15 protein-coding genes are annotated in these 18,417 nt (G+C 64.5%); 13 read left to right on the top strand and 2 right to left on the bottom strand.

Translation table 11 applies throughout. The features are described 5' to 3' along the window. The first annotated feature begins 159 nt into the window (after positions 1-159). From B5J99_RS16965 to B5J99_RS16930, 8 genes are all read left to right on the top strand, one after another. Positions 160-1,698, top strand: coding sequence for an acyl-CoA synthetase (locus B5J99_RS16965; RefSeq protein ID WP_117353068.1), 1,539 nt, complete (start codon positions 160-162; stop codon positions 1,696-1,698). A 4-nt stretch (positions 1,699-1,702) separates the two neighbouring features. Beyond that, entirely contained in the window at positions 1,703-2,995 is a 1,293-nt protein-coding gene (locus B5J99_RS16960; protein ID WP_054134654.1) for a cytochrome P450, read from the top strand. Positions 2,996-3,103: 108 nt separating this feature from the next. Beyond that, complete coding sequence (locus tag B5J99_RS16955; protein ID WP_069050297.1) at positions 3,104-4,531, top strand: aldehyde dehydrogenase family protein; 1,428 nt, start codon at positions 3,104-3,106, stop codon at positions 4,529-4,531. A gap of 212 nt (positions 4,532-4,743) precedes the next feature. Continuing rightward, positions 4,744-5,916, top strand: coding sequence for an acetyl-CoA C-acetyltransferase (locus tag B5J99_RS16950; protein ID WP_069050296.1), 1,173 nt, complete (start codon positions 4,744-4,746; stop codon positions 5,914-5,916). Positions 5,917-6,092: 176 nt separating this feature from the next. Continuing rightward, entirely contained in the window at positions 6,093-6,875 is a 783-nt protein-coding gene (locus B5J99_RS16945) for an SDR family NAD(P)-dependent oxidoreductase (protein ID WP_054134651.1), read from the top strand. Positions 6,876-6,937: 62 nt separating this feature from the next. Beyond that, positions 6,938-7,804, top strand: coding sequence for a crotonase/enoyl-CoA hydratase family protein (locus tag B5J99_RS16940; protein WP_117353067.1), 867 nt, complete (start codon positions 6,938-6,940; stop codon positions 7,802-7,804). Beyond that, positions 7,797-8,435 carry a TetR family transcriptional regulator gene (locus tag B5J99_RS16935; RefSeq protein WP_117353066.1) on the top strand — a complete coding sequence of 213 codons (639 nt, stop codon included), beginning with the start codon at positions 7,797-7,799 and terminating at the stop codon, positions 8,433-8,435. The genes B5J99_RS16940 and B5J99_RS16935 overlap by 8 nt, the downstream gene beginning before the upstream one ends. A gap of 103 nt (positions 8,436-8,538) precedes the next feature. Further along, positions 8,539-8,880 (top strand): hypothetical protein, encoded by a 342-nt coding sequence (locus B5J99_RS16930; RefSeq protein ID WP_117353065.1) that lies wholly within the window; start codon positions 8,539-8,541, stop codon positions 8,878-8,880. A gap of 192 nt (positions 8,881-9,072) precedes the next feature. On the opposite strand, the gene B5J99_RS16925 is transcribed toward B5J99_RS16930, so the two are convergent. Then, positions 9,073-9,495, bottom strand: coding sequence for a DUF2147 domain-containing protein (locus B5J99_RS16925; protein WP_054134647.1), 423 nt, complete (start codon positions 9,493-9,495; stop codon positions 9,073-9,075). Positions 9,496-9,600: 105 nt separating this feature from the next. On the opposite strand from B5J99_RS16925, the gene B5J99_RS16920 reads away from it, so the two are divergent. The 3 genes from B5J99_RS16920 (at position 9,601) to B5J99_RS16910 (ending at position 12,767) form a co-directional block, all read left to right on the top strand. Continuing rightward, positions 9,601-10,806, top strand: coding sequence for a parallel beta-helix domain-containing protein (locus B5J99_RS16920; RefSeq protein ID WP_162892638.1), 1,206 nt, complete (start codon positions 9,601-9,603; stop codon positions 10,804-10,806). After that, complete coding sequence (locus B5J99_RS16915; protein ID WP_245991672.1) at positions 10,803-11,828, top strand: SO2930 family diheme c-type cytochrome; 1,026 nt, start codon at positions 10,803-10,805, stop codon at positions 11,826-11,828. The genes B5J99_RS16920 and B5J99_RS16915 overlap by 4 nt, the downstream gene beginning before the upstream one ends. A 66-nt stretch (positions 11,829-11,894) precedes the next feature. Then, positions 11,895-12,767 carry an S-methyl-5'-thioadenosine phosphorylase gene (locus tag B5J99_RS16910; RefSeq protein ID WP_117353064.1) on the top strand — a complete coding sequence of 291 codons (873 nt, stop codon included), beginning with the start codon at positions 11,895-11,897 and terminating at the stop codon, positions 12,765-12,767. A gap of 5 nt (positions 12,768-12,772) precedes the next feature. Here B5J99_RS16910 and B5J99_RS16905 read toward each other — a convergent pair whose 3' ends face one another. Further along, positions 12,773-13,660, bottom strand: a complete 888-nt coding sequence (locus tag B5J99_RS16905; protein ID WP_245991671.1) for an oxygenase MpaB family protein — start codon at positions 13,658-13,660, stop codon at positions 12,773-12,775. 121 nt (positions 13,661-13,781) lie between these two features. On the opposite strand from B5J99_RS16905, the gene B5J99_RS16900 reads away from it, so the two are divergent. Beyond that, the gene (locus B5J99_RS16900; protein ID WP_245991670.1) at positions 13,782-16,436 is read left to right on the top strand and encodes an EAL domain-containing protein; all 2,655 of its coding nucleotides are present in this window, start codon (positions 13,782-13,784) and stop codon (positions 16,434-16,436) included. A gap of 163 nt (positions 16,437-16,599) precedes the next feature. Then, positions 16,600-18,393, top strand: a complete 1,794-nt coding sequence (locus B5J99_RS16895; RefSeq protein ID WP_117353582.1) for an arylsulfatase — start codon at positions 16,600-16,602, stop codon at positions 18,391-18,393. The last annotated feature ends 24 nt before the right edge of the window (positions 18,394-18,417 follow it).

The following is an 18,417-nucleotide window of genomic DNA, read 5'->3' as shown; positions in this document are numbered from 1 at the left end:
CGGATTTCCGGCGCTTTTTTCGTTTGAGAGGTCCGCCAGGCGCAGTTTGGCGTTGCTTTAATCGCACGATTAAACGATGCTCCGTCCAACAACAGGAATCGCCCCGGGCGGCTTATGCTGCCCTGTGGAGGAAATCCTTGCACAGGAGGGAATGTCGCAATGCATCCATCGGTCCATGCCCGGACGGAGGGCGCCAAGCCCGCGATCATCATGGCCGGATCGGGCCGCCAGATCAGCTATGACCAGCTGGATCGCCGTTCCAACCAGATCGCGCACTATCTGCGCAGCCAGGGGCTGGCCATTGGCGACACCGTGGCGCTGTGTCTGGAGAATCGCGCCGAATATTTCGATGTCGTTTGGGGGGCGCAGCGCTCGGGGCTGATTTTCGTGGCGATATCCAACCGCCTGACCGCTGACGAAATCGCCTATATTGTGCAGGACAGCGGTGCAAAGCTGCTGGTGACGTCGGACACTCTGGCTGCGCAGCTGCCTGCCATCCGGCAACAATGCCCCGATGTGCCGGTGGTCAGTCTGGACGATGCAGGCTTCCTGGCGGTGCTCGATGGCCTGCCTGACACCCCCATCGCCGATCAGCGCGCGGGCGCCGACATGCTCTATTCGTCGGGCACCACCGGGCGTCCCAAGGGGGTCAGGCTGCCGTTGCCCGAGGATGGCGACATCGCCGCGAGCAATTCGCTGGTCGCACTGGCGCAGGGCGCATTCGGCTTTGGCGCGAACAGCATCTATCTCTCGCCCGCGCCGCTGTATCACGCCGCGCCGCTGCGCTGGTGCATGACGGTGCACAAATTGGGCGGCACCGTGATCGTGATGGAAAAGTTCGATCCGGAAGCCGCGCTCGCCTTGATCGAACGCTACAAGGTCAATGTCAGCCAATGGGTGCCGACGCATTTCACCCGTATGCTCAAGCTGCCCGAGGACATCCGCACCCGCTACGATGTCTCGAGCCTCAGGTCCGCAGTCCACGCCGCAGCGCCGTGCCCGGTGCCGGTCAAGCAGGCGATGATCGACTGGTGGGGGCCGGTGCTCAAGGAATATTATGCCGGGACCGAGGGCAACGGCTTCACCTTCATCTCGAGCGAAGACTGGCTGACGCACCAGGGCTCGGTCGGCCGCGCGCTGATGGGTATCGTGCGGATCTGCGACGAGGAGGGCAACGAGGTTCCTGCGCGCACCGAGGGCACGGTGTATTTCGAGGGCGGCGGCACGTTCGTCTATCACAATGATTCGGCCAAGACCCGCGAGGCGACGCATCCGCAAGGCTGGACGACGCTTGGCGATGTCGGCTGGATCGACGAGGATGGCTTTCTCTACCTCACCGACCGCAAGAGTTTCATGATCATCTCGGGCGGCGTGAACATCTACCCGCAGGAAATCGAGAATCTGCTGGTCAGCCATCCCCGCGTCGCGGACGCTGCGGTGATCGGCGCGCCGTGCCCCGATATGGGCGAGCGCGTGGTCGCCATCGTGCAGCCGCTCGATCTGGCCGAAGCCGGCGATGCGCTCGCCGAGGAGCTCAGCGGCTATCTGCGCAAGTCGTTGTCGGGGGTAAAGATTCCGCGCCAGATCGATTTCCGCGACGAACTGCCCCGCCACGCGACCGGCAAGCTCTACAAACGGCTGCTGCGCGACGAATATTGGGCCAAGGCCAAGGCCGACAGCGCGCTGGCGGAGGGTTGATCGCATGGCGACGATCGCCCCCGCCACGCTGCCTTCCGAGATCGCATCGGCGATCGTCAACCCGGTTGCCTATGGCCAGTGGGACGATCTGAAGACCAAGTTCCGCTGGGCGCGTGACAACATGCCCGTGGGGCTGGTGCAGGCGGAAGGCTATATGCCGTTCTGGGCGATCACCCGGCATGAAGACATCATGACGGTGAGCAAGGACAATGCGCGGTTTCTCAACGCGCCCAAGTCGGTAGTGCTGGGCCCGGTGGCGGTGCAGATGCTCACCCACATGATCACCGGCGGAAGCCCGCATCTGGTGCGATCGCTGGTGACCATGGATGCGCCCGAGCACATGGATTACCGCAAGCTCACCCAGAGCTGGTTCATGCCCAAGAACCTTGGCGGCATCGAGGCGCGGATTCGCGAGATCGCGCGTGCCTCGATCGACGCGATGGTGGCGACCGGCGGCGCGTGCGATTTCGTCCACCAGGTCTCGGCGCTGTATCCGCTGCATGTCGTCATGCAGATCCTCGGCGTGCCGCACGAGGACGAGCCGCTGATGCTCAAGCTCACCCAGGAGATGTTCGGCGGCGAGGACCCCGATCTCAACCGGGCGCGCTCGGTCGACCTGACACCGGAGCAGGTGATGCAGTTCGTGGTCGATGCGGTGCGCGATTTCGAGGGCTATTTCATGAAGCTGGCGGCGGACCGCCGCGCAAGTCCGCGCGACGATGTCGCCAGCGTCATCGCCAATGCGACGATCGATGGCGAGCCGATCAGCGACCGCAATGCTGCAGGTTATTATATCATCGTCGCTGCCGCCGGACACGACACCACCTCGGCCTCGACCGCAGGCGCGATGTGGGCGCTGGCCAACGATCCCGAGCAGTTCGCCCGGATCAAGGCCGACCGCAGCCTGCTGCCCGGGCTGATCGAGGAAGCGATCCGCTGGACCACGCCGGTGCAGCATTTCATGCGCACCGCAGCGGAGGATTGCGAGATCGGCGGACAGGCCATTGCCAAGGATGACTGGCTGATGCTCTGCTATGTCTCAGGCAACCACGACGAGCGCGTGTTCGATGATCCCGACCGGTTCGATGCGGCGCGCGGGCCCAACCGGCACGTCGCGTTCGGCGCAGGGGTGCACCAGTGTCTGGGGCTGCATCTGGCGCGGATGGAAATGCGGATATTGTTCGAGGAACTGCTCGACCGGGTCGAATCGGTGGAGCTTGCGGGCACCCCGCAGCGCGCTTCCAGCACCTTCGTCGGCGGGCCCAAGACGCTTCCGATCCGCTTTGTTGCAAGCTGAGCGCTCAGGTGCATCGGCGGACGAATAGATAGTGGCTTGCGGCCGGGTGGCGATGTAACCTCGCGGCCAAAGCCCATATGAAAACACTTCACAGGAAAGGAACATCTCATGGTTCAGCAATATAGCGTGCTCATCGACGGCAAGCTCGAAAAGCCCGGTAAGTGGATAGACGTGGTCAACCCCGCCAACGAGCAGGTGATCGGCCAGGTGCCCGATTGCGGCCAGGCAGAGCTGGACCGTGCGGTCGCCGCGGCGCGTGCCGCGTTCAAGACCTGGTCCAAGACCCCGATCGAGGATCGCCGTGCGGTGATCATGAAGATTTCCGCCGCGATCAAGGAAAATGCCGACGAGCTGATGCGTCTGCTGACCAGCGAGCAGGGCAAGCCGCACGCGCAGGCCACCGGCGAGATCTATGGCGCCGCAGCGATGTCCGCAGCACAGTCGACGCTGAGCCTGGAAGACGAGATCAACGAGGACAGCGAGACCCGGTTGTCGCGCACCCGGCGCGTTCCGGTGGGCGTGGTCGGCGGCATCGTGCCGTGGAACTTTCCGGTGATGATGGCGGTCCAGAAGATCGTCCCTGCGCTGCTGTCGGGCTGCACCATCGTGCTCAAGCCTTCGCCGTTCACCCCGCTGGCGACGCTCCGCATCATGGAACTGGTCGCCGACAAAGTGCCCGCAGGCGTGCTCAACGTCATCACCGGCGGCGATGATCTGGGCCCGATGATCACCTCGCACCCCGATATCGACAAGATCACCTTCACCGGATCGACCGCGACCGGCAAGCGGGTGATGGAATCGGCTTCGAAGGACTTGAAGCGCATCACGCTCGAGCTCGGCGGCAACGACGCGTCGATCGTGCTGCCCGATGCCGACGTCAAGAAGGTGGCCGAGCAATTGTTCTGGTCGAGCTTCACCAACGCCGGCCAGATCTGCGTCGCGGCCAAGCGCATCTACATCCACGAGGATATCTATGACGAGCTGTCCGCCGCGATCGCCGAATACGCCCGCCATGTGAAGGTCGGCGATGGCGCCGAGCAGGGCACGGCGGTCGGACCGATCCAGAACAAGAAGCAGTATGAGCGCGTGCTCGAGCTGATCCAGGATGCCAAGGACAATGGCTACAAGTTCCTGGTCGGCGGCGATCACGATCCCTCGGTGCCCGGCTATTACGTGCCGATCACCATCCTCGACAACCCGCCCGAAAATGCCCGCATCGTTGCCGAGGAGCAGTTCGGCCCGGTGATGCCGCTGATGAAGTTCGCCACTGTCGACGAAGCGATCGCGCGCGCCAATGCTTCGGATTACGGCCTGGCTGGCGCTGTCTGGACCAGCAATCCCGAAGAGGGCGTGCGCGTTGCCGAGCAGCTCGAAACCGGCACCGTGTGGGTCAACGAGTTCCTCCACCTGTCGCCCTTCGCGCCTTTCGCCGGGCACAAGCAGTCAGGCTTCGGCGCTGAATATGGCAAGGAAGGCCTGCTCGAGTTCACCTATCCGCAGGTGATTACCGTAAAGCGCGAGAAAGCAGTGGCGTGATCCAGCCCTCTCCCCGGGCGCGCCCCGGGGAGGGGCTCTGCTGCAGATTTTGGGCGATAGATGCACCCTCGCCTTCGCGGGGGTGATGAAGATGGGCCGCGATTGACCTTATCGTTGACGCCAGGCGCAACGCTGTTTAATCGAACGGTTAAATCCACGACGGACTCGGGCCCAAGGGTGGCCCGGTCCCCTGGTTCCAAGGAGAGAAATTCATGGCTCATGCATATATTGTCGATGCGGTGCGCACCGCAGGTGGTCGTCGCGGCGGACGGCTTGCGGGCATCCACCCGGTCGATCTGGGCGCAGCGGTGTTCGATGCCATCGGCAGCCGCAACGATTTCGACCTCAAGGCGATCGACGACGTCATCACCGGCTGCGTCGGCCAGGGCGGCGAGCAGACGATGGATCTGGGCCGCAACGCGGTGCTGGCATCCAAGCTGCCCGACAGCATCCCTGCCGTCACCATCGATCGCCAGTGCGGTTCGTCGCAGCAGGCGATGCAGTTTGCAGCGCAGGCGGTGATGAGCGGTACGCAGGACATCGTGCTCGCCAGCGGGATCGAAAGCATGACCCGCGTGCCGATGGGCTCGACTGCAGTGCTCTACATGAAGGCGGGCATGGGCAACTACAAGTCGGCACGGCTGGAAGAGGCCTTCCCCGGCGTGATGTTCAGCCAGTTCGATGGCGCCGAAATGATCGTCAAGAAGCACGGCCAGACCAAGGAGCAGATCGACGCCTTTTCGCTCGAGAGCCACCGCCGCGCGGCTGCCGCCACCCAGGCGGGTGCATTCGACAACGAGATCGTTCCGCTCGAGATCGAGACTCCCGAGGGCAAGGAATGGCACAAGGTCGATGAGGGCATCCGCTTCGATGCGACGCTCGAAGGCATCGCCGGAGTCAAGCGGATCTCCGAAACCGGGCTGCTGTCCGCCGCCAATGCCAGCCAGATCTGCGATGGCGCCTCGGCGGTGCTGATCGTGTCCGAACAGGCGCTCAAGGACCATGGTCTGACTCCGCGCGCGCGTATCCACCACGTATCGGTGACCGCGGGTGATCCGGTGATCATGCTCGAAGAACCGCTGTTCGCCACCGAGCGCGCGCTCAAGCGGGCGGGGATGAAGATCGACGACATCGATCTGTACGAAGTCAACGAAGCGTTTGCGCCGGTGCCGCTGGCGTGGTTGTCGTACCTCGGCGCGAGCCACGACCGGCTCAACGTCAACGGCGGCGCGATTGCGCTGGGCCATCCTCTCGGCGCATCGGGCACCAAGCTGATGGCGACCTTGCTCAACGCGCTGGAAACGCGCGGCGGCAAATACGGCCTGCAGACGATGTGCGAAGGCGGCGGCCAGGCCAATGTCATGATCATCGAACGGCTGAGCTGAGCCCTGATTGACCCTCCCCGGAACGGGGAGGGGGACCGCGGAGCGGTGGAGGGGAAGCGTCCAGGCGCAGTCGCGAATGTCGGCATGAGCCCGTTGCCCCTCCGTCAGTCCTGCGGACTGCCACCTCCCCGGTCCGGGGAGGACTGAAGATTGATTACATTTCCAGGAGACACTTCATGATTCTCGATTCCACCATTTCCGCTGTCGTCACCGGCGGCGCATCGGGCCTTGGCGCTGCCACCGCCCGCGCGCTTGCCGCCAAGGGCGTCAAGGTCGCTATCTTCGATCTGCAGGAAGAAAAGGGCACCGCGCTCGCCAACGAGATCGGCGGCGTGTTCTGCGAAGTGAACGTGACCGACGATGCCAGCGTCGACGCAGGCTTCGCCAAGGCGCGCGCTGCCATCGGCCAGGAGCGTATCCTGGTCAATTGCGCAGGCACCGGCAACGCGATCAAGACCGCCAGCCGCTCGCGCGACGACGGCAGCATCAAGCACTTCCCGCTCGATGCGTTCAACTGGATCATCCAGATCAACCTCGTCGGCACCTTCCGCTGCATCGCCAAGTCGGCTGCTGGCATGATGACGCTCGACCCGCTGCCCGATGGCGATCGCGGTGCGATCGTCAACACCGCATCGGTGGCGGCAGAAGACGGCCAGATCGGCCAGGCGGCCTATTCGGCATCCAAGGGCGGCGTTGTCGGCATGACGCTGCCGATCGCGCGCGACCTTTCCGGCGAGGGCATCCGCGTCAACACCATCCTGCCTGGCATCTTCAACACCCCGCTGCTTGCCGCCGCGCCGCAGCCGGTCAAGGATGCGCTGGGCGCATCGGTGCCGTTCCCCAAGCGTCTGGGCAATCCGGAAGAATATGCACAGCTGGCGATGACGATGATCGAATGCGGTTATTTCAACGGTGAAGATGTGCGTCTCGATGGCGGCATCCGCATGGCGCCGCGCTGACACCTCAACAATCCCGCCCGGTTCACGCCGGGCGGGGTGTCTTTTCGGGAAGGGCGATCGCAATGGATTACACCACCATCCGCTATTCGGTTGATGACGGCATTGCGACCATCACGCTGAACCGTCCAGAAAAGATGAATGCCTTTACCGGCACGATGATGCTCGAGATGATCGACGCGTTGGACCGGATCGACGCCGATGACGACGTCCGCGCGGTGATCGTGACCGGCGAGGGCAGGGCATTCTGCGCCGGAGCGGACCTGACTCCCGACAGCGGCGGCGGACCGTTCTCCAGCGACGAAGCGGTCACCGACCTGTCTGACGAGCGCGTGCGCGACAGCGGCGGCAGGCTGACCTTGCGAATGTTCCAGTGCACCAAGCCCATTATCGGTGCGATCAACGGCGCGGCGGTGGGTATTGGCGCGACGATGCAATTGCCGATGGACATGCGGCTTGCCTCCAGCGCCGCGCGGTTCGGTTTCGTCTTCGCGCGGCGCGGGATCGTCCCCGAGGCTGCGTCCTCGTGGTTCCTGCCCAGGCTGGTCGGGCAACAACAAGCGCTCGAATGGTGCATGACCGGCCGGGTGTTCGATGCCCAGGAAGCGCTGGCAGGCGGACTGGTGCGATCGGTGCATGCCCCCGAGGACCTGATCCCCGCAGCGACCGCTCTGGCGCGCGAGATTGCCGACAACACCGCGCCGGTCTCGGTGGCACTGACCCGCGCGATGCTCTGGCGGCTGCCTTCCGCGCCGCACCCGATGTATGCGCACCGCATCGACAGCCGGGCGATCTACACCCGGTCGCGATCGGGCGACGCGGCAGAAGGCATTGCAAGCTTCCTCGAGAAGCGCGCCGCGACTTATCCAGACCGGGTTGCATCCGACATGCCGGGTTTCTATCCATGGTGGGATGAACCCGATTATGAATGACGCGCCACAGGCTCCCGATGGCGAACGCAACGCCCGTGATCAGCTGATCGAAGCGGCCAGCCAAATCATGCGCGATGGCGACACGGTTGACCTGTCGCTGAGCGAACTGTCGCTGCGATCGGGGCTCAACAGCGCGCTCGTCAAATATTATTTTGGCAACAAGCAGGGCCTGATGCTGGCGCTGCTGGAACGCGATATGCGCAACATCGTCAACAGCCTGGGTGCGCTGGTGGCCAAGGATTTTGCGCCCGACGAAAAGCTGCGCGTCCATATCCGTGCGGTGATCGGCACCTATTTCCGCTTCCCCTATCTCAACCGGCTGCTGATGCGGCTGGTGCGCGATGCCTCGCCCGATGTTTCGCGCAAGATCGCGGACGATTACCTGCTTCCCATCTCGGCCGCCTATGCGCGGCTGATTGATGAGGGCGTGCAGAAGGGGGTGTTCCGCCCGATCGATCCGCAGTTGTTCTATTTCACCGTTACCGGCGCTGCCGACCGGTTCTTCTCGGCGCGGCTGGTGCTGCAGCATTGCTATGGCCAGAGCGAGATGACCGAGCAGATGCGCGACGACTATGCCGATCACACGCTCGACATCATCATGCCGGGCCTGCTGCGCGCTAAAACCGGGTGAAAGACACCGGTATCAGCTGAACATCGGATGAACTGTTGGTTACATAAGTTCGTTTTACGGTAATAAACTTACAATCACCGGAAACATTCCGTAGACGGGGAGGATGACCACATCCGCCCCCCTTTCGAATCCAGATCACGCGTCGCCCTTTGCCGCGGAGACCCCGCGTCCCGCGACGGTGAGCCTGAGCGAGCAGGAGGCGTTCGAGGCGGCCACCGCGCGGCTGCGCGCCGCTTTGCTGGTCGCCGCCGACAGCCAGGGCTTCGAGGAAGTGGCGGATGCGCGGCTGAAATTGCGTGCGCTGGCCGTAAAGCTGCGCGATGCCGGCTTTTGGCGGTCCGACAAGCACGGATTGCGCAGCACGGTATCATTGCTGTGGGAGGCCGACCGTTTCGTCAACGAGCAAGCGCTGCTGCGTCCGGAGGGCGATCCCGCCCGGAACTGAATCGCTATAGCGGAATCTTCATGCCTGCCGGGTCGCAACCGGGAGCAGGCGGGAAGAGGCGGGTCGGTCGCGGCTTTGAGGCAAGTTACGTACCGGCCCGCCATTCAATATCTCAATGTTACCGTTTAATGACACTTGTTGTGCCATAATGTAACAGGCCGAATCGACCGTTACGCAAGTGCTCGCGCCGTTTTACTTGGCCTTGGTCCAGACCTGGGTCTGACAAAACACAGAAACGCACCCTTCGACATTCAGTTTCCCGCCGCCTGCTGCCGAAACGACGGACCGATAGGTCTTGCCGGTGTTGGGATCGTAGATCTTGCCGTGCCATTTGTCGCCGTTGGCCACAAAATCGCTGAGGATAGGCAGCCCTACCAGCTTGCGCTTCTGCAGCGCGGGATTGGGGTTCTTGACGTCCGTGGTCACTCCGCTCTTGGGAGGCTCCAGCAGCCGGGTGATCTTGCCGCACAAAGTTGCGCCGCAGGGCGCAATGGTGACGAGCGCACGCTTGTCCACCGTATGCCACCGGCCGGTGATGGACTCTGCGGCAAAAGCAGGGGCCGCCAGGGCCAGCGTGCCGGCAGCCAGAATTGCGACAGAAGCGAAAACGCGCATATTGTTCTCCACCTGGAATAGGATTAGCCTTCCACCCTCGGCCCGCATCAGACGGGCACCAGAACGGCATCGCCGGTTCCGGTGATAACGCGGGGAAGGAAAAGCATGAAGCGGAAATTTGCAGCAGCAATCGCGCTGATGGCGTGTGTCGCATCGACGCCGCTGGTCGCAAGGGACATCGCCGTCGCGGCGGGACCGGGCGCGCAGGAGCGGCTGCAGGAGGCGCTGATCGTCGCGCAGCCGGGCGATGTCGTGAAGCTGGGCGAAGGCCGGTTTGCGCTGACCGATGGATTGTCGCTCGATATCGCGGGCGTCACCGTCAAGGGCGCGGGGCCGGACAAGTCGGTGCTCAGCTTCGCCGGCCAGTTGGCGGCGGGCGAGGGCCTGCTGGTGACGTCGGACAATGTCGTGCTGCGCGATTTCGCGGTGGAAGACAGCAAGGGCGATGCGATCAAGTCCAAGGGCGCGGACAATATTGTCTATCACAACATCCGGGTCGAATGGACCGGAGGCCCGAAGGAAACCAACGGCGCCTATGGCATCTATCCGGTGGAATCGGAAAACGTGCTCGTTGACTCGGTGCTGGTCATCGGCGCGTCGGATGCAGGAATCTATGTCGGCCAATCGCGCAACATCGTGGTGCGCAACTCCATCGCGCGCTTCAACGTGGCGGGGATCGAGATCGAAAACTCCTTCAACGCCGACGTCCATGACAACGTCGCCACCAAGAACACCGGCGGCATCCTGGTGTTCGATCTGCCCAACCTGCCCCAGCAGGGCGGGCACAATGTTCGCGTGTTCGACAATATCGTCGCCGAAAACGACACCCCCAATTTCGCGCCCAAGGGCAATATCGTCGCCAGCGTGCCCAGCGGCACCGGGATCATGGTGATGGCCAATCGCGACATCGAAATCTTCGACAATGTCTTCGACGGCAATGGCTCGTCCAACATCATGGTCATCGGCTATCGCCAGAAGTACGACGACGCGAAATACCAGCCCAGCGTGCGCAATGTGCGGATCAGCGACAATGCGCATGGCAAGACCGGCTTTGCGCCGCAATTTGCAGGGGGCGAAATGCTAGCCGCGGCCTTCGGCGGCAGCGTCCCCCCGATCATCTGGGATGGCGTCGGCGGGGCGGAGGCCAGCATCGTCTCCAGCGACGACGTTCCGGTGCTCAACCTGGGGCTCAGCCGGTCCGATCAACCGATCGAGACCGCGCAGCCCGCGCTCGCCAAGCTCACCGGCGATGCTGCGCCCCGGCTGCCCAAAATCGCGATGCCCGAGGCGATGGAGGCCGCGATCAAGTGAAGCTGCGGCGCATTGCCCTGGCGCTCGCTTGCGCAGGTCCGCTGGCGAGCGCCGCGCCGGTACCCGGCAGCATCTCCGATAGCGCGATTCAGGATGCCGGCTATCCGCGCACGCTGTCCGAATTCGGCTTCTTCACCGGGCAGGGGGTGACCGCGCCCTCGGACCAGCTGATCGGTTACAGCCTGCGCACGCCGCTGTTCTCCGACTATGCCGAAAAGCAGCGGTTCATCTACGTCCCCGCTTCGGCGCGGATCAGCGCAGATGCCAATGGCGCGCTCGACTTTCCCGTCGGCAGCGCACTGATCAAGACCTTCGGTTATGGCGAGGGGGCCGCGTTCCGCCCGATCGAGACCCGGGTGCTGCTGCGCCGGGCATCGGGCTGGGAGGCGCTGCCTTATGTCTGGAAGCCGGATATGTCCGATGCAGAGCTCAAGCTGGCAGGCACGCGCCTGCCGGTCACGGTGCCCCGGGCATCGGGGAGAGCGCAGCCGATCAGCTATGCCGTGCCCAACAAGAACCAGTGCAAGGAATGCCATGCGCGCAGCGGCGCTGTGGTGCCGATCGGGCCAGTGGCCGCGAACATGGCGCTGACCGGAAAGGCGGCCGCGTCGCTGCGCAGCCGGACCGACTGGAAGGGACCGGTGTCGCTGGGCAGCGCGCCGGTGTGGAACGATGCCGGCACCGGGTCGCTCGATGCCCGCGCGCGCGCCTATCTCGCGATCAACTGCGCGCATTGTCACAATCCGCAAGGGTCCGCGAGCAACTCCGGACTCTTCCTCAATGCAGGCGCAGCGGGCGATCCGGTCGCGACCGGCCTCTACAAGCGCCCGGTTGCCGCGGGCCGCGGCAGCGGCGGGCACGACTTTGCGATTGCGCCCGGAGATCCCGATCGCTCGATCATGGTCCACCGGATGAGCTCGACCGAGCCCGGTATCGCAATGCCCGAGGTCGGGCGATCGCTGGTGCATGACGAGGGGGTCGCGCTGATCCGTGAATGGATTTCGTCGCTCCCCGCGAAATAGGGTTTGCACCCTTGCGGGCGTGGTTTAGTCGATCGCGCAGATACAGCAGACAAGGGGCCAGGGCCGATGAGCGAGTGGACGATTGGCGTGATCGGCGGATCGGGCCTGTATGCGATCGACGGGCTGGAGGACGCGCAGTCCATCCGTATCGACAGCCCGTTCGGCGAGGCATCGGACGAGGTGGTGATCGGCAGCCTGCATGGCCACCGCTTCGTGTTCCTTCCGCGCCACGGCAAGGGCCATCGCATCAGCCCGACCGATGTCAACGCGCGCGCCAATGTGGATGTGCTTAAGCGCGCCGGCTGCACCGATATCCTCGCGATCTCCGCGATCGGATCGCTGCGCGAGGAGCTGCCGCCGGGGAGCTTCGTGATCGTCGACCAGTTCATCGACCGCACCGTCAACCGCACCAAGAGCTTCTTCGGCACCGGCATGGTCGCGCATGTCTCGATGGCGGAACCGGTATGCCCGCGGCTGTCGGGGCTTGCCGCCGCCGCAGCGCGCGTTGCAGGGGCGCCGGTCAGCGAGGGCGGCACCTATCTGGCGATGGAGGGCCCGCAGTTTTCCAGCCGCGCCGAGAGCCATATGTATCGCGCCTGGGGTTGCGACGTCATCGGCATGACCGCGATGCCCGAGGCGAAGTTGGCGCGCGAGGCCGAGCTGCCTTACGCGCTGGTCGGCATGGTCACCGATTATGACTGCTGGCGCGAGGGCGAGGCGCATGTCGAGGTGGGTGCGATCATCGCGCAGATGAACAGCAATTCGGCCAAAGCGCGGCAACTGGTGATCGAATTGGCCAGGTCCCTGCCGCAACAGCGGGCAGCGAGCCCGATCGACACCTGTCTCGATTTCGCGCTGATCACCGCGCCCGATGCGCGCGATCCAAGGGTGCTGGCGCAGCTCGATGCGGTTGCCGGACGGGCCCTGCGCGCGCGCTGACCGGCTCAGGCCGAGGCGGATGCGCTCCGCGTCGTACTGCCCTGCGCCAGCGCCCAGCGGGTGATCGCCGCCATGCCCGTGGTGCCGCCGCGCACCGCGAGCCGGGCGGGCAGCGAGATCGAAAGCCCGTGCATCGATCGCGCCCAGCCGGGCAGCAGATCGACCCCGGCCTGCATCGTCATGTGATGGAACGGGGCCAGGCGCGGGCTTGCGGGTGGCTGGTTCAGCAACAGGTCGGCGATCTCGCGGGTGCGCTGGTCAAAACGCAGCGTCGGGCGCACATCGCGGATGAATCGCTGCGCCGCGCGATAGGTGCGCGGCACCGGGTCCGCGCCCAGCAGCGTGCCGACCTCGGCCATTTCGTCGAAATACCGGTCGCGATCGCGCATCGACATATGCGGCCTGGAATAGCGGATGAAGCTTTCGACGAAGCACAGGCTTTCGGTGACATGCACCCAGGCCAAGGACTGCGGGTCGTTGGCCTCATAGGGCGTGCCATCGGGCAGGGTGCCGCGAACGTGATCGTGGATCCGCCGGATGCGGGCGATTTCGCCCAGCGCCTGCGCCTTGTCGCCATAGGTCGTCCGCGCAAGGAACGCGGCGGTGCGGCGCAACCTGCCGCGCATATCCTGGCGGAACACCGAATGGTCCCAGACCCCGGCGAGCACGCGCGGCTCGAGCATCTGCAGCAGCAACGAGGCAATGCCGCCGATCATCATCGCGGTCACATCGCCATGCACCTGCCAGCACACCGAATCCACCCCGAACAGACCTTCATCCGTGCGCGAAATCTCGATCACCTTGCCGCCGGGTTCGGCGAAGATTCTGCGGATTTCTGTGCCGATGGAGTCGCGCAGCGTTTGCATGCCGGCAATATGGGGGGTGCGGCGCAATTTGCCAATCGATCCCGTCTGCCTGCTGCCGCATCTGGAACGCCGGATTTTACACGGTTCTATCCCCGTTGCGAGGCCATCGGTAACGCTTTGCTAATCGCCACGCGCTATGCGGATTGGCATGTTCGGACAGAAGAAGTCACCACAAGAAACTGCCGAAGCGCCGACGATTCACCGTCGCAGTCAGGGCGCGGTCGAAGGGCTGAGCGGGATCAACCCGATTTCGGCGGTGTCTTTGCTCGCCATCTGTGCGCTGTGGCCGATCGTCATTGGTGTCAGGACACTTGCGCTCACGATCACCGTCGTCGCGGGCGGTTTCGCACTCAGTGACGTTTCGCTGCCGCTGGTGATGGCCATTCTGGTGTCGATCGTCATCGATATCCTGATCTATCTGCCCTCGGTCAGCACGCGCGCGCGCCAGCTTGCCGGGGTGCGGTTTCCGCGGATGCTGGCTTGGGTGGTGTGCCTGTCGTCGGCCGCCTATTCCTTCGCGCTGCTCAGCATCTCGCACACATTGGGCCCGGTTGGAGAGCTGTTCGGGCTAATTGCCTTGCTCGGCGCGTTGCTGCCCTCTCTGGTGGTGCTGGTGCCGCACCGGATGCTGATGTTCCTGGCCAGCGCGTCGACCGCCGCCGGGGTGCTTGCGGCGTGTGGCGAGCTTCAGTTCATGATCGGCGCGATGGTGTTCCTGCCCGCGATGCTGCTGGTCGCGCTGATCCGCAGCAAGGAGGACCATGAGGCTGAGGCCAAGGTCGATCAGCAGAAGCTCAACAACGAACGCGCGCGCTGCCTGCTGTCCGATTACGAGAAATCGGGCCGCGGCTGGTTCTGGGAAACCGACCGTCACGGCCGCATCGTCTATATCAGTCACGAGGCGATCAGCGCGATCGAGGCCGATCCGGACACCATCATCGGCCAGCCCTTGAGCTCGGTGATCTGCTCGCCAGGCGCCGAAGGTGGCGGCAGCGAGCGGACGTTCAACTTCCATTTCTCCGCGCGGACCGCGTTCAACGATCTGGCGGTGCATGTCGCCCAGTCGGCCGAAGAGCGCGCCTGGTCGCTTTCGGGCGGTCCGTTCTACAACGAATTCGGCCAGTTCGTGGGCTTCCGCGGCCACGGCACCGACCTGACCGAGGTCAAGCGTTCGCACGAGGCGGTGACCCAGCTGGCGCGCTATGACAACCTGACCGGCCTTGCCAACCGGCTGTACATCAAGGAACTGTTCGAAAAGGCGCTGGTTGGCCATCGCGGCGAGCCCAATCCGTGCTCGCTGTTCCTGCTCGATCTCGATCGCTTCAAGCAGGTCAACGATACGCTGGGCCACCCGATCGGCGATGCGCTGCTCAAGCAGGTGTCCGAGCGGCTTAAGCGCACCATCGGCGACAGCGGCGAGGTCGGCCGTCTGGGCGGCGACGAGTTCCAGGTGGTGCTGCCGGGCATCATCAGCGAAGAGCGGCTGGCGGATATCGCCCGTTCGGTGATCGTGAACCTGAGCCATCCCTACATGGTAGAGGGCAACCAGATCGTCATAGGCGCCTCGGTCGGCATCGCGATTGCCGATGGCCGCCACGTCTCGGGCGCGGAAACGCTGATCCGCAACGCCGACCTTGCGCTCTATTCCGCCAAGGAAAACGGGCGCGGCATCTGGAAGTTCTACAGCGAGGACATGCACAAGGTCGCGCATGAACGCCGCGCGCTGGAAGGCGAGCTGCGTGCCGCGCTGCAGGCGGGTGGGATGAGCATCGCCTATCAGCCTGTGGTCAACGTCGCGACCGAAACGATCAGCGGGTTCGAGGCGCTGGCGCGCTGGGAGCATCCGGTGCGTGGCCCGATCAGCCCGGGCGTGTTCGTGCCGATTGCCGAGGAATCGGGCCTGATCATGCAGCTGGGCGAATGGGTGCTGCGCACCGCGTGCGCCGATGCCGCAGCCTGGCCGCGCCAGGTGCGCATCGCGGTCAACGTCTCGCCTATGCAGTTTGCCGATCCTGCCTTCCCGGCGATCGTGCTCAATGCGCTTGCGCAGAGCGGGCTCGAACCCGAGCGGCTCGAGCTGGAAATCACCGAAAGCGTGTTCCTCGACGACAAGCTCGACGCCGCCCGGATCTTCGAGCGGCTGAAGGCGATCGGCGTGCGGCTGGCGCTCGACGATTTCGGCACCGGCTATTCGGCGTTGGGCTATCTGCGCACCGCGCCGTTCGACAAGATCAAGATCGATCAGAGCTTCGTGCGCGGAGCGGCGCAATCGGGCAGCGCCAACAGCGCGATCATCCGCTCGATCGTCTCGCTCGCCGAAGCGCTCAACATGGAAACCACCGCCGAGGGCGCGGAGACCATCGACGAGCTCGAATTGATCCGCTCGCTGGGCTGCAGCCATGTCCAGGGCTATATCTATGGCAAGCCATTGGGCCTCAAGGAAGCCAACGAGCGGCTCGCCGGGGTCGACAGCCATGTCGAACCGATCGGCCACAAGCACAGCCGCGAAACGCGCTACAAGGTGCTGCGCACCATCGGCATCCATCATGACGGCTATTGCTACCCCGCGCGCATCAAGAACATCTCGCCCGGTGGCGCGCTGATCGAGGGGCTTTGGGATGTGCCGCCCGGTACCGAGTTCGAGGTGGCGTTGGGCGTCAACTTGAAGGTCCGCGCGGTGGCGCGATGGTCGGTCGAGGATTGCACCGGACTGCAGTTCGAACTGCCGATCAGCCTTGAAAAGTTCCGCCGTTCGTCCCCGCCGCAGATCTCCACCGGGCTGCCCGAGCTGCTGCGCGCCTGACCCGCGGCGCTCCTGCGGGCGCGCCATGCCTGTCCCCACCCGCCAACTCCATCCGTCGCGTCGGTCTTGCGCTTGCCGATGATGTGTCATAGCCTATGCCAAAATAATCTGCGACCAGCGGCACGGGAGATGAGGCTTGGCGGGCATCCGACGGAAAATGGCCATGTGGGCGATCGCCGGGCTAGGTGCGGCCTCGGTCGCGTTCGCCGCAACGGCACCGCGCGCCGCTCTGCCCGGCGCAGCGCCGGCCCCCGTCGCCCCAACCGCTGCGGCGCCGCCCAACTTCGTGGTACTACTTGCGGACGATCTCGCGCTGATGGATCTGGGGATTTACGGCGGCGAGGCGAACACGCCAAATATCGATGCGCTGGCGCAGCGCGGGCGGATGTTCACCCGCTATTACAGCTCGCCCTTGTGCTCGCCTTCGCGCGCGATGCTGCTGACGGGGCTCGACAATCACCGCACCGGCGTCTCGACAATCCAGGAGGTGATCCCGGCCGAGCATATCGGCAAGACCGGCTATTCGCTGCGCTTCGAACCCGGCGTGACGACGATCGCCGAGCGGCTGAAGGCGCGGGGCTATCGCACCTACATGACCGGCAAATGGCATCTCGGCCATGGCGCGGGCGACCTGCCGGGCGATCACGGTTTCGATCGGTCGTTCATTCTCGATGCCTCGGGCGCGGACAACTGGGAACAGAAGTCCTATATGCCCTATTACAAGACCGCGCCCTGGTTCGAGGACGGAAAGCCCGCGAGCCTTCCCAAGGACTTCTATTCGTCGCGCTTTCTGGTCGACCAGATGGTCGACTATCTCGGAACGGGCCCGGCCGATCAGCCGTTCTTCGCCTATATCGGCTTTCAGGCGGTGCACATTCCGGTGCAGGCCCCGGCGCAGTTCACCCGAAAATACGCCGATACCTATCGCCAGGGCTGGGCCGCGATGCGGACCGCTCGCTGGCAGCGCGCGCAGGCGATGGGGCTGATTCCGCAGGGCGCGCCGCTCGCCGATCCACCTGAAGGCCTGCGTGAGTGGGACAGCCTGAGCGCGGAAGAGCAGGCGCTGTTCGCGCGGCATATGGCGATCAACGCCGGGATGATCGAGGCGATGGATCATCATGTCGGGCGGCTCATCGCGCACCTCAAGCGCACCGGCCAGTATGACAATACCGTGTTCGTGTTCACATCCGACAATGGCCCGGAGCCCAGCAACCCGATGGCGGGCGCACGCAGCATGGAGCTTTGGACCCGCGCCAACGGCTACAGCGTGTCGGCGGACAATTGGGGGGAGAAGGGGACCTATGGCTTTATCGGCCCCGAATTCGCCAATGCCGCCGCATCCCCCGGCGCGATGTTCAAGTTCTACGCGAGCGAGGGCGGGCTGCATGTGCCGATGATCATGGCCGGTCGGGGCATCGTGCCGGCCAAGCCCAGCGCGGCGATGACGACGGTGAGCGACATCGCGCCGACGCTGCTGGCGCTGGCGGGCGGCACCGCTAACGCCGATGCCTTTGACGGTGCATCGCTGGTGCCGCTGCTCAGCGGCGACAGCGATACGGTGCGCCCTGCCGAAGTGCCGGTGGGGTTCGAAGTGTCGGGCAACGCAGCGCTGTTCAAGGGAGCGTACAAGCTGGTGCGCAACCTGAAGCCTTATGGCGATGGCCGGTGGCGGCTGTTCGATATCGCCAGCGATCCCGGCGAGACGCGCGATCTCAGCAAGGCTGAGCCCGCCAGGTTCGCCGAGCTGATGGCCGATTACCGCGCTTATGCAAAGCGCAACGGGGTGCTCGAAATGCCTGCAGGCTATGATTCCACCCAGCAGATCGGGATCAACACGCTCAAGAAGATGGCGGTGCATTACTGGTGGATGCTCGTCGGACTGGGTCTGGTGCTGATGGCGCTGCTGTATGGCGTGCTGCGGTGGGCGCGGGGGCGGGGGCGCGCGCGGCCCGCTTGACCCCGCACCTCTATTGACATAGCC

The organism is Blastomonas fulva (assembly GCF_003431825.1).
In the GTDB taxonomy this organism is placed as follows: domain Bacteria; phylum Pseudomonadota; class Alphaproteobacteria; order Sphingomonadales; family Sphingomonadaceae; genus Blastomonas; species Blastomonas fulva.
The sequence above is the reverse complement of the archived record's forward strand: the minus strand, read 5'-3'. Positions and strand labels throughout refer to the sequence as shown.

Excerpts from the sequence above, each read along its gene's own strand:
- B5J99_RS16940 (WP_117353067.1), top strand. The coding sequence starts at position 6,938 with ATGGATTACACCACCATCCGCTATTCGGTTGATGACGGCATTGCGACC.
- B5J99_RS16935 (WP_117353066.1), top strand. The coding sequence starts at position 7,797 with ATGAATGACGCGCCACAGGCTCCCGATGGCGAACGCAACGCCCGTGAT.
- B5J99_RS16900 (WP_245991670.1), top strand. The coding sequence starts at position 13,782 with ATGTTCGGACAGAAGAAGTCACCACAAGAAACTGCCGAAGCGCCGACG.
- B5J99_RS16895 (WP_117353582.1), top strand. The coding sequence starts at position 16,600 with ATGTGGGCGATCGCCGGGCTAGGTGCGGCCTCGGTCGCGTTCGCCGCA.
- B5J99_RS16960 (WP_054134654.1), top strand. The coding sequence starts at position 1,703 with ATGGCGACGATCGCCCCCGCCACGCTGCCTTCCGAGATCGCATCGGCG.
- B5J99_RS16920 (WP_162892638.1), top strand. The coding sequence starts at position 9,601 with ATGAAGCGGAAATTTGCAGCAGCAATCGCGCTGATGGCGTGTGTCGCA.
- B5J99_RS16910 (WP_117353064.1), top strand. The coding sequence starts at position 11,895 with ATGAGCGAGTGGACGATTGGCGTGATCGGCGGATCGGGCCTGTATGCG.
- B5J99_RS16950 (WP_069050296.1), top strand. The coding sequence starts at position 4,744 with ATGGCTCATGCATATATTGTCGATGCGGTGCGCACCGCAGGTGGTCGT.
- B5J99_RS16945 (WP_054134651.1), top strand. The coding sequence starts at position 6,093 with ATGATTCTCGATTCCACCATTTCCGCTGTCGTCACCGGCGGCGCATCG.
- B5J99_RS16925 (WP_054134647.1), bottom strand. The coding sequence starts at position 9,495 with ATGCGCGTTTTCGCTTCTGTCGCAATTCTGGCTGCCGGCACGCTGGCC.
- B5J99_RS16965 (WP_117353068.1), top strand. The coding sequence starts at position 160 with ATGCATCCATCGGTCCATGCCCGGACGGAGGGCGCCAAGCCCGCGATC.
- B5J99_RS16955 (WP_069050297.1), top strand. The coding sequence starts at position 3,104 with ATGGTTCAGCAATATAGCGTGCTCATCGACGGCAAGCTCGAAAAGCCC.
- B5J99_RS16930 (WP_117353065.1), top strand. The coding sequence starts at position 8,539 with ATGACCACATCCGCCCCCCTTTCGAATCCAGATCACGCGTCGCCCTTT.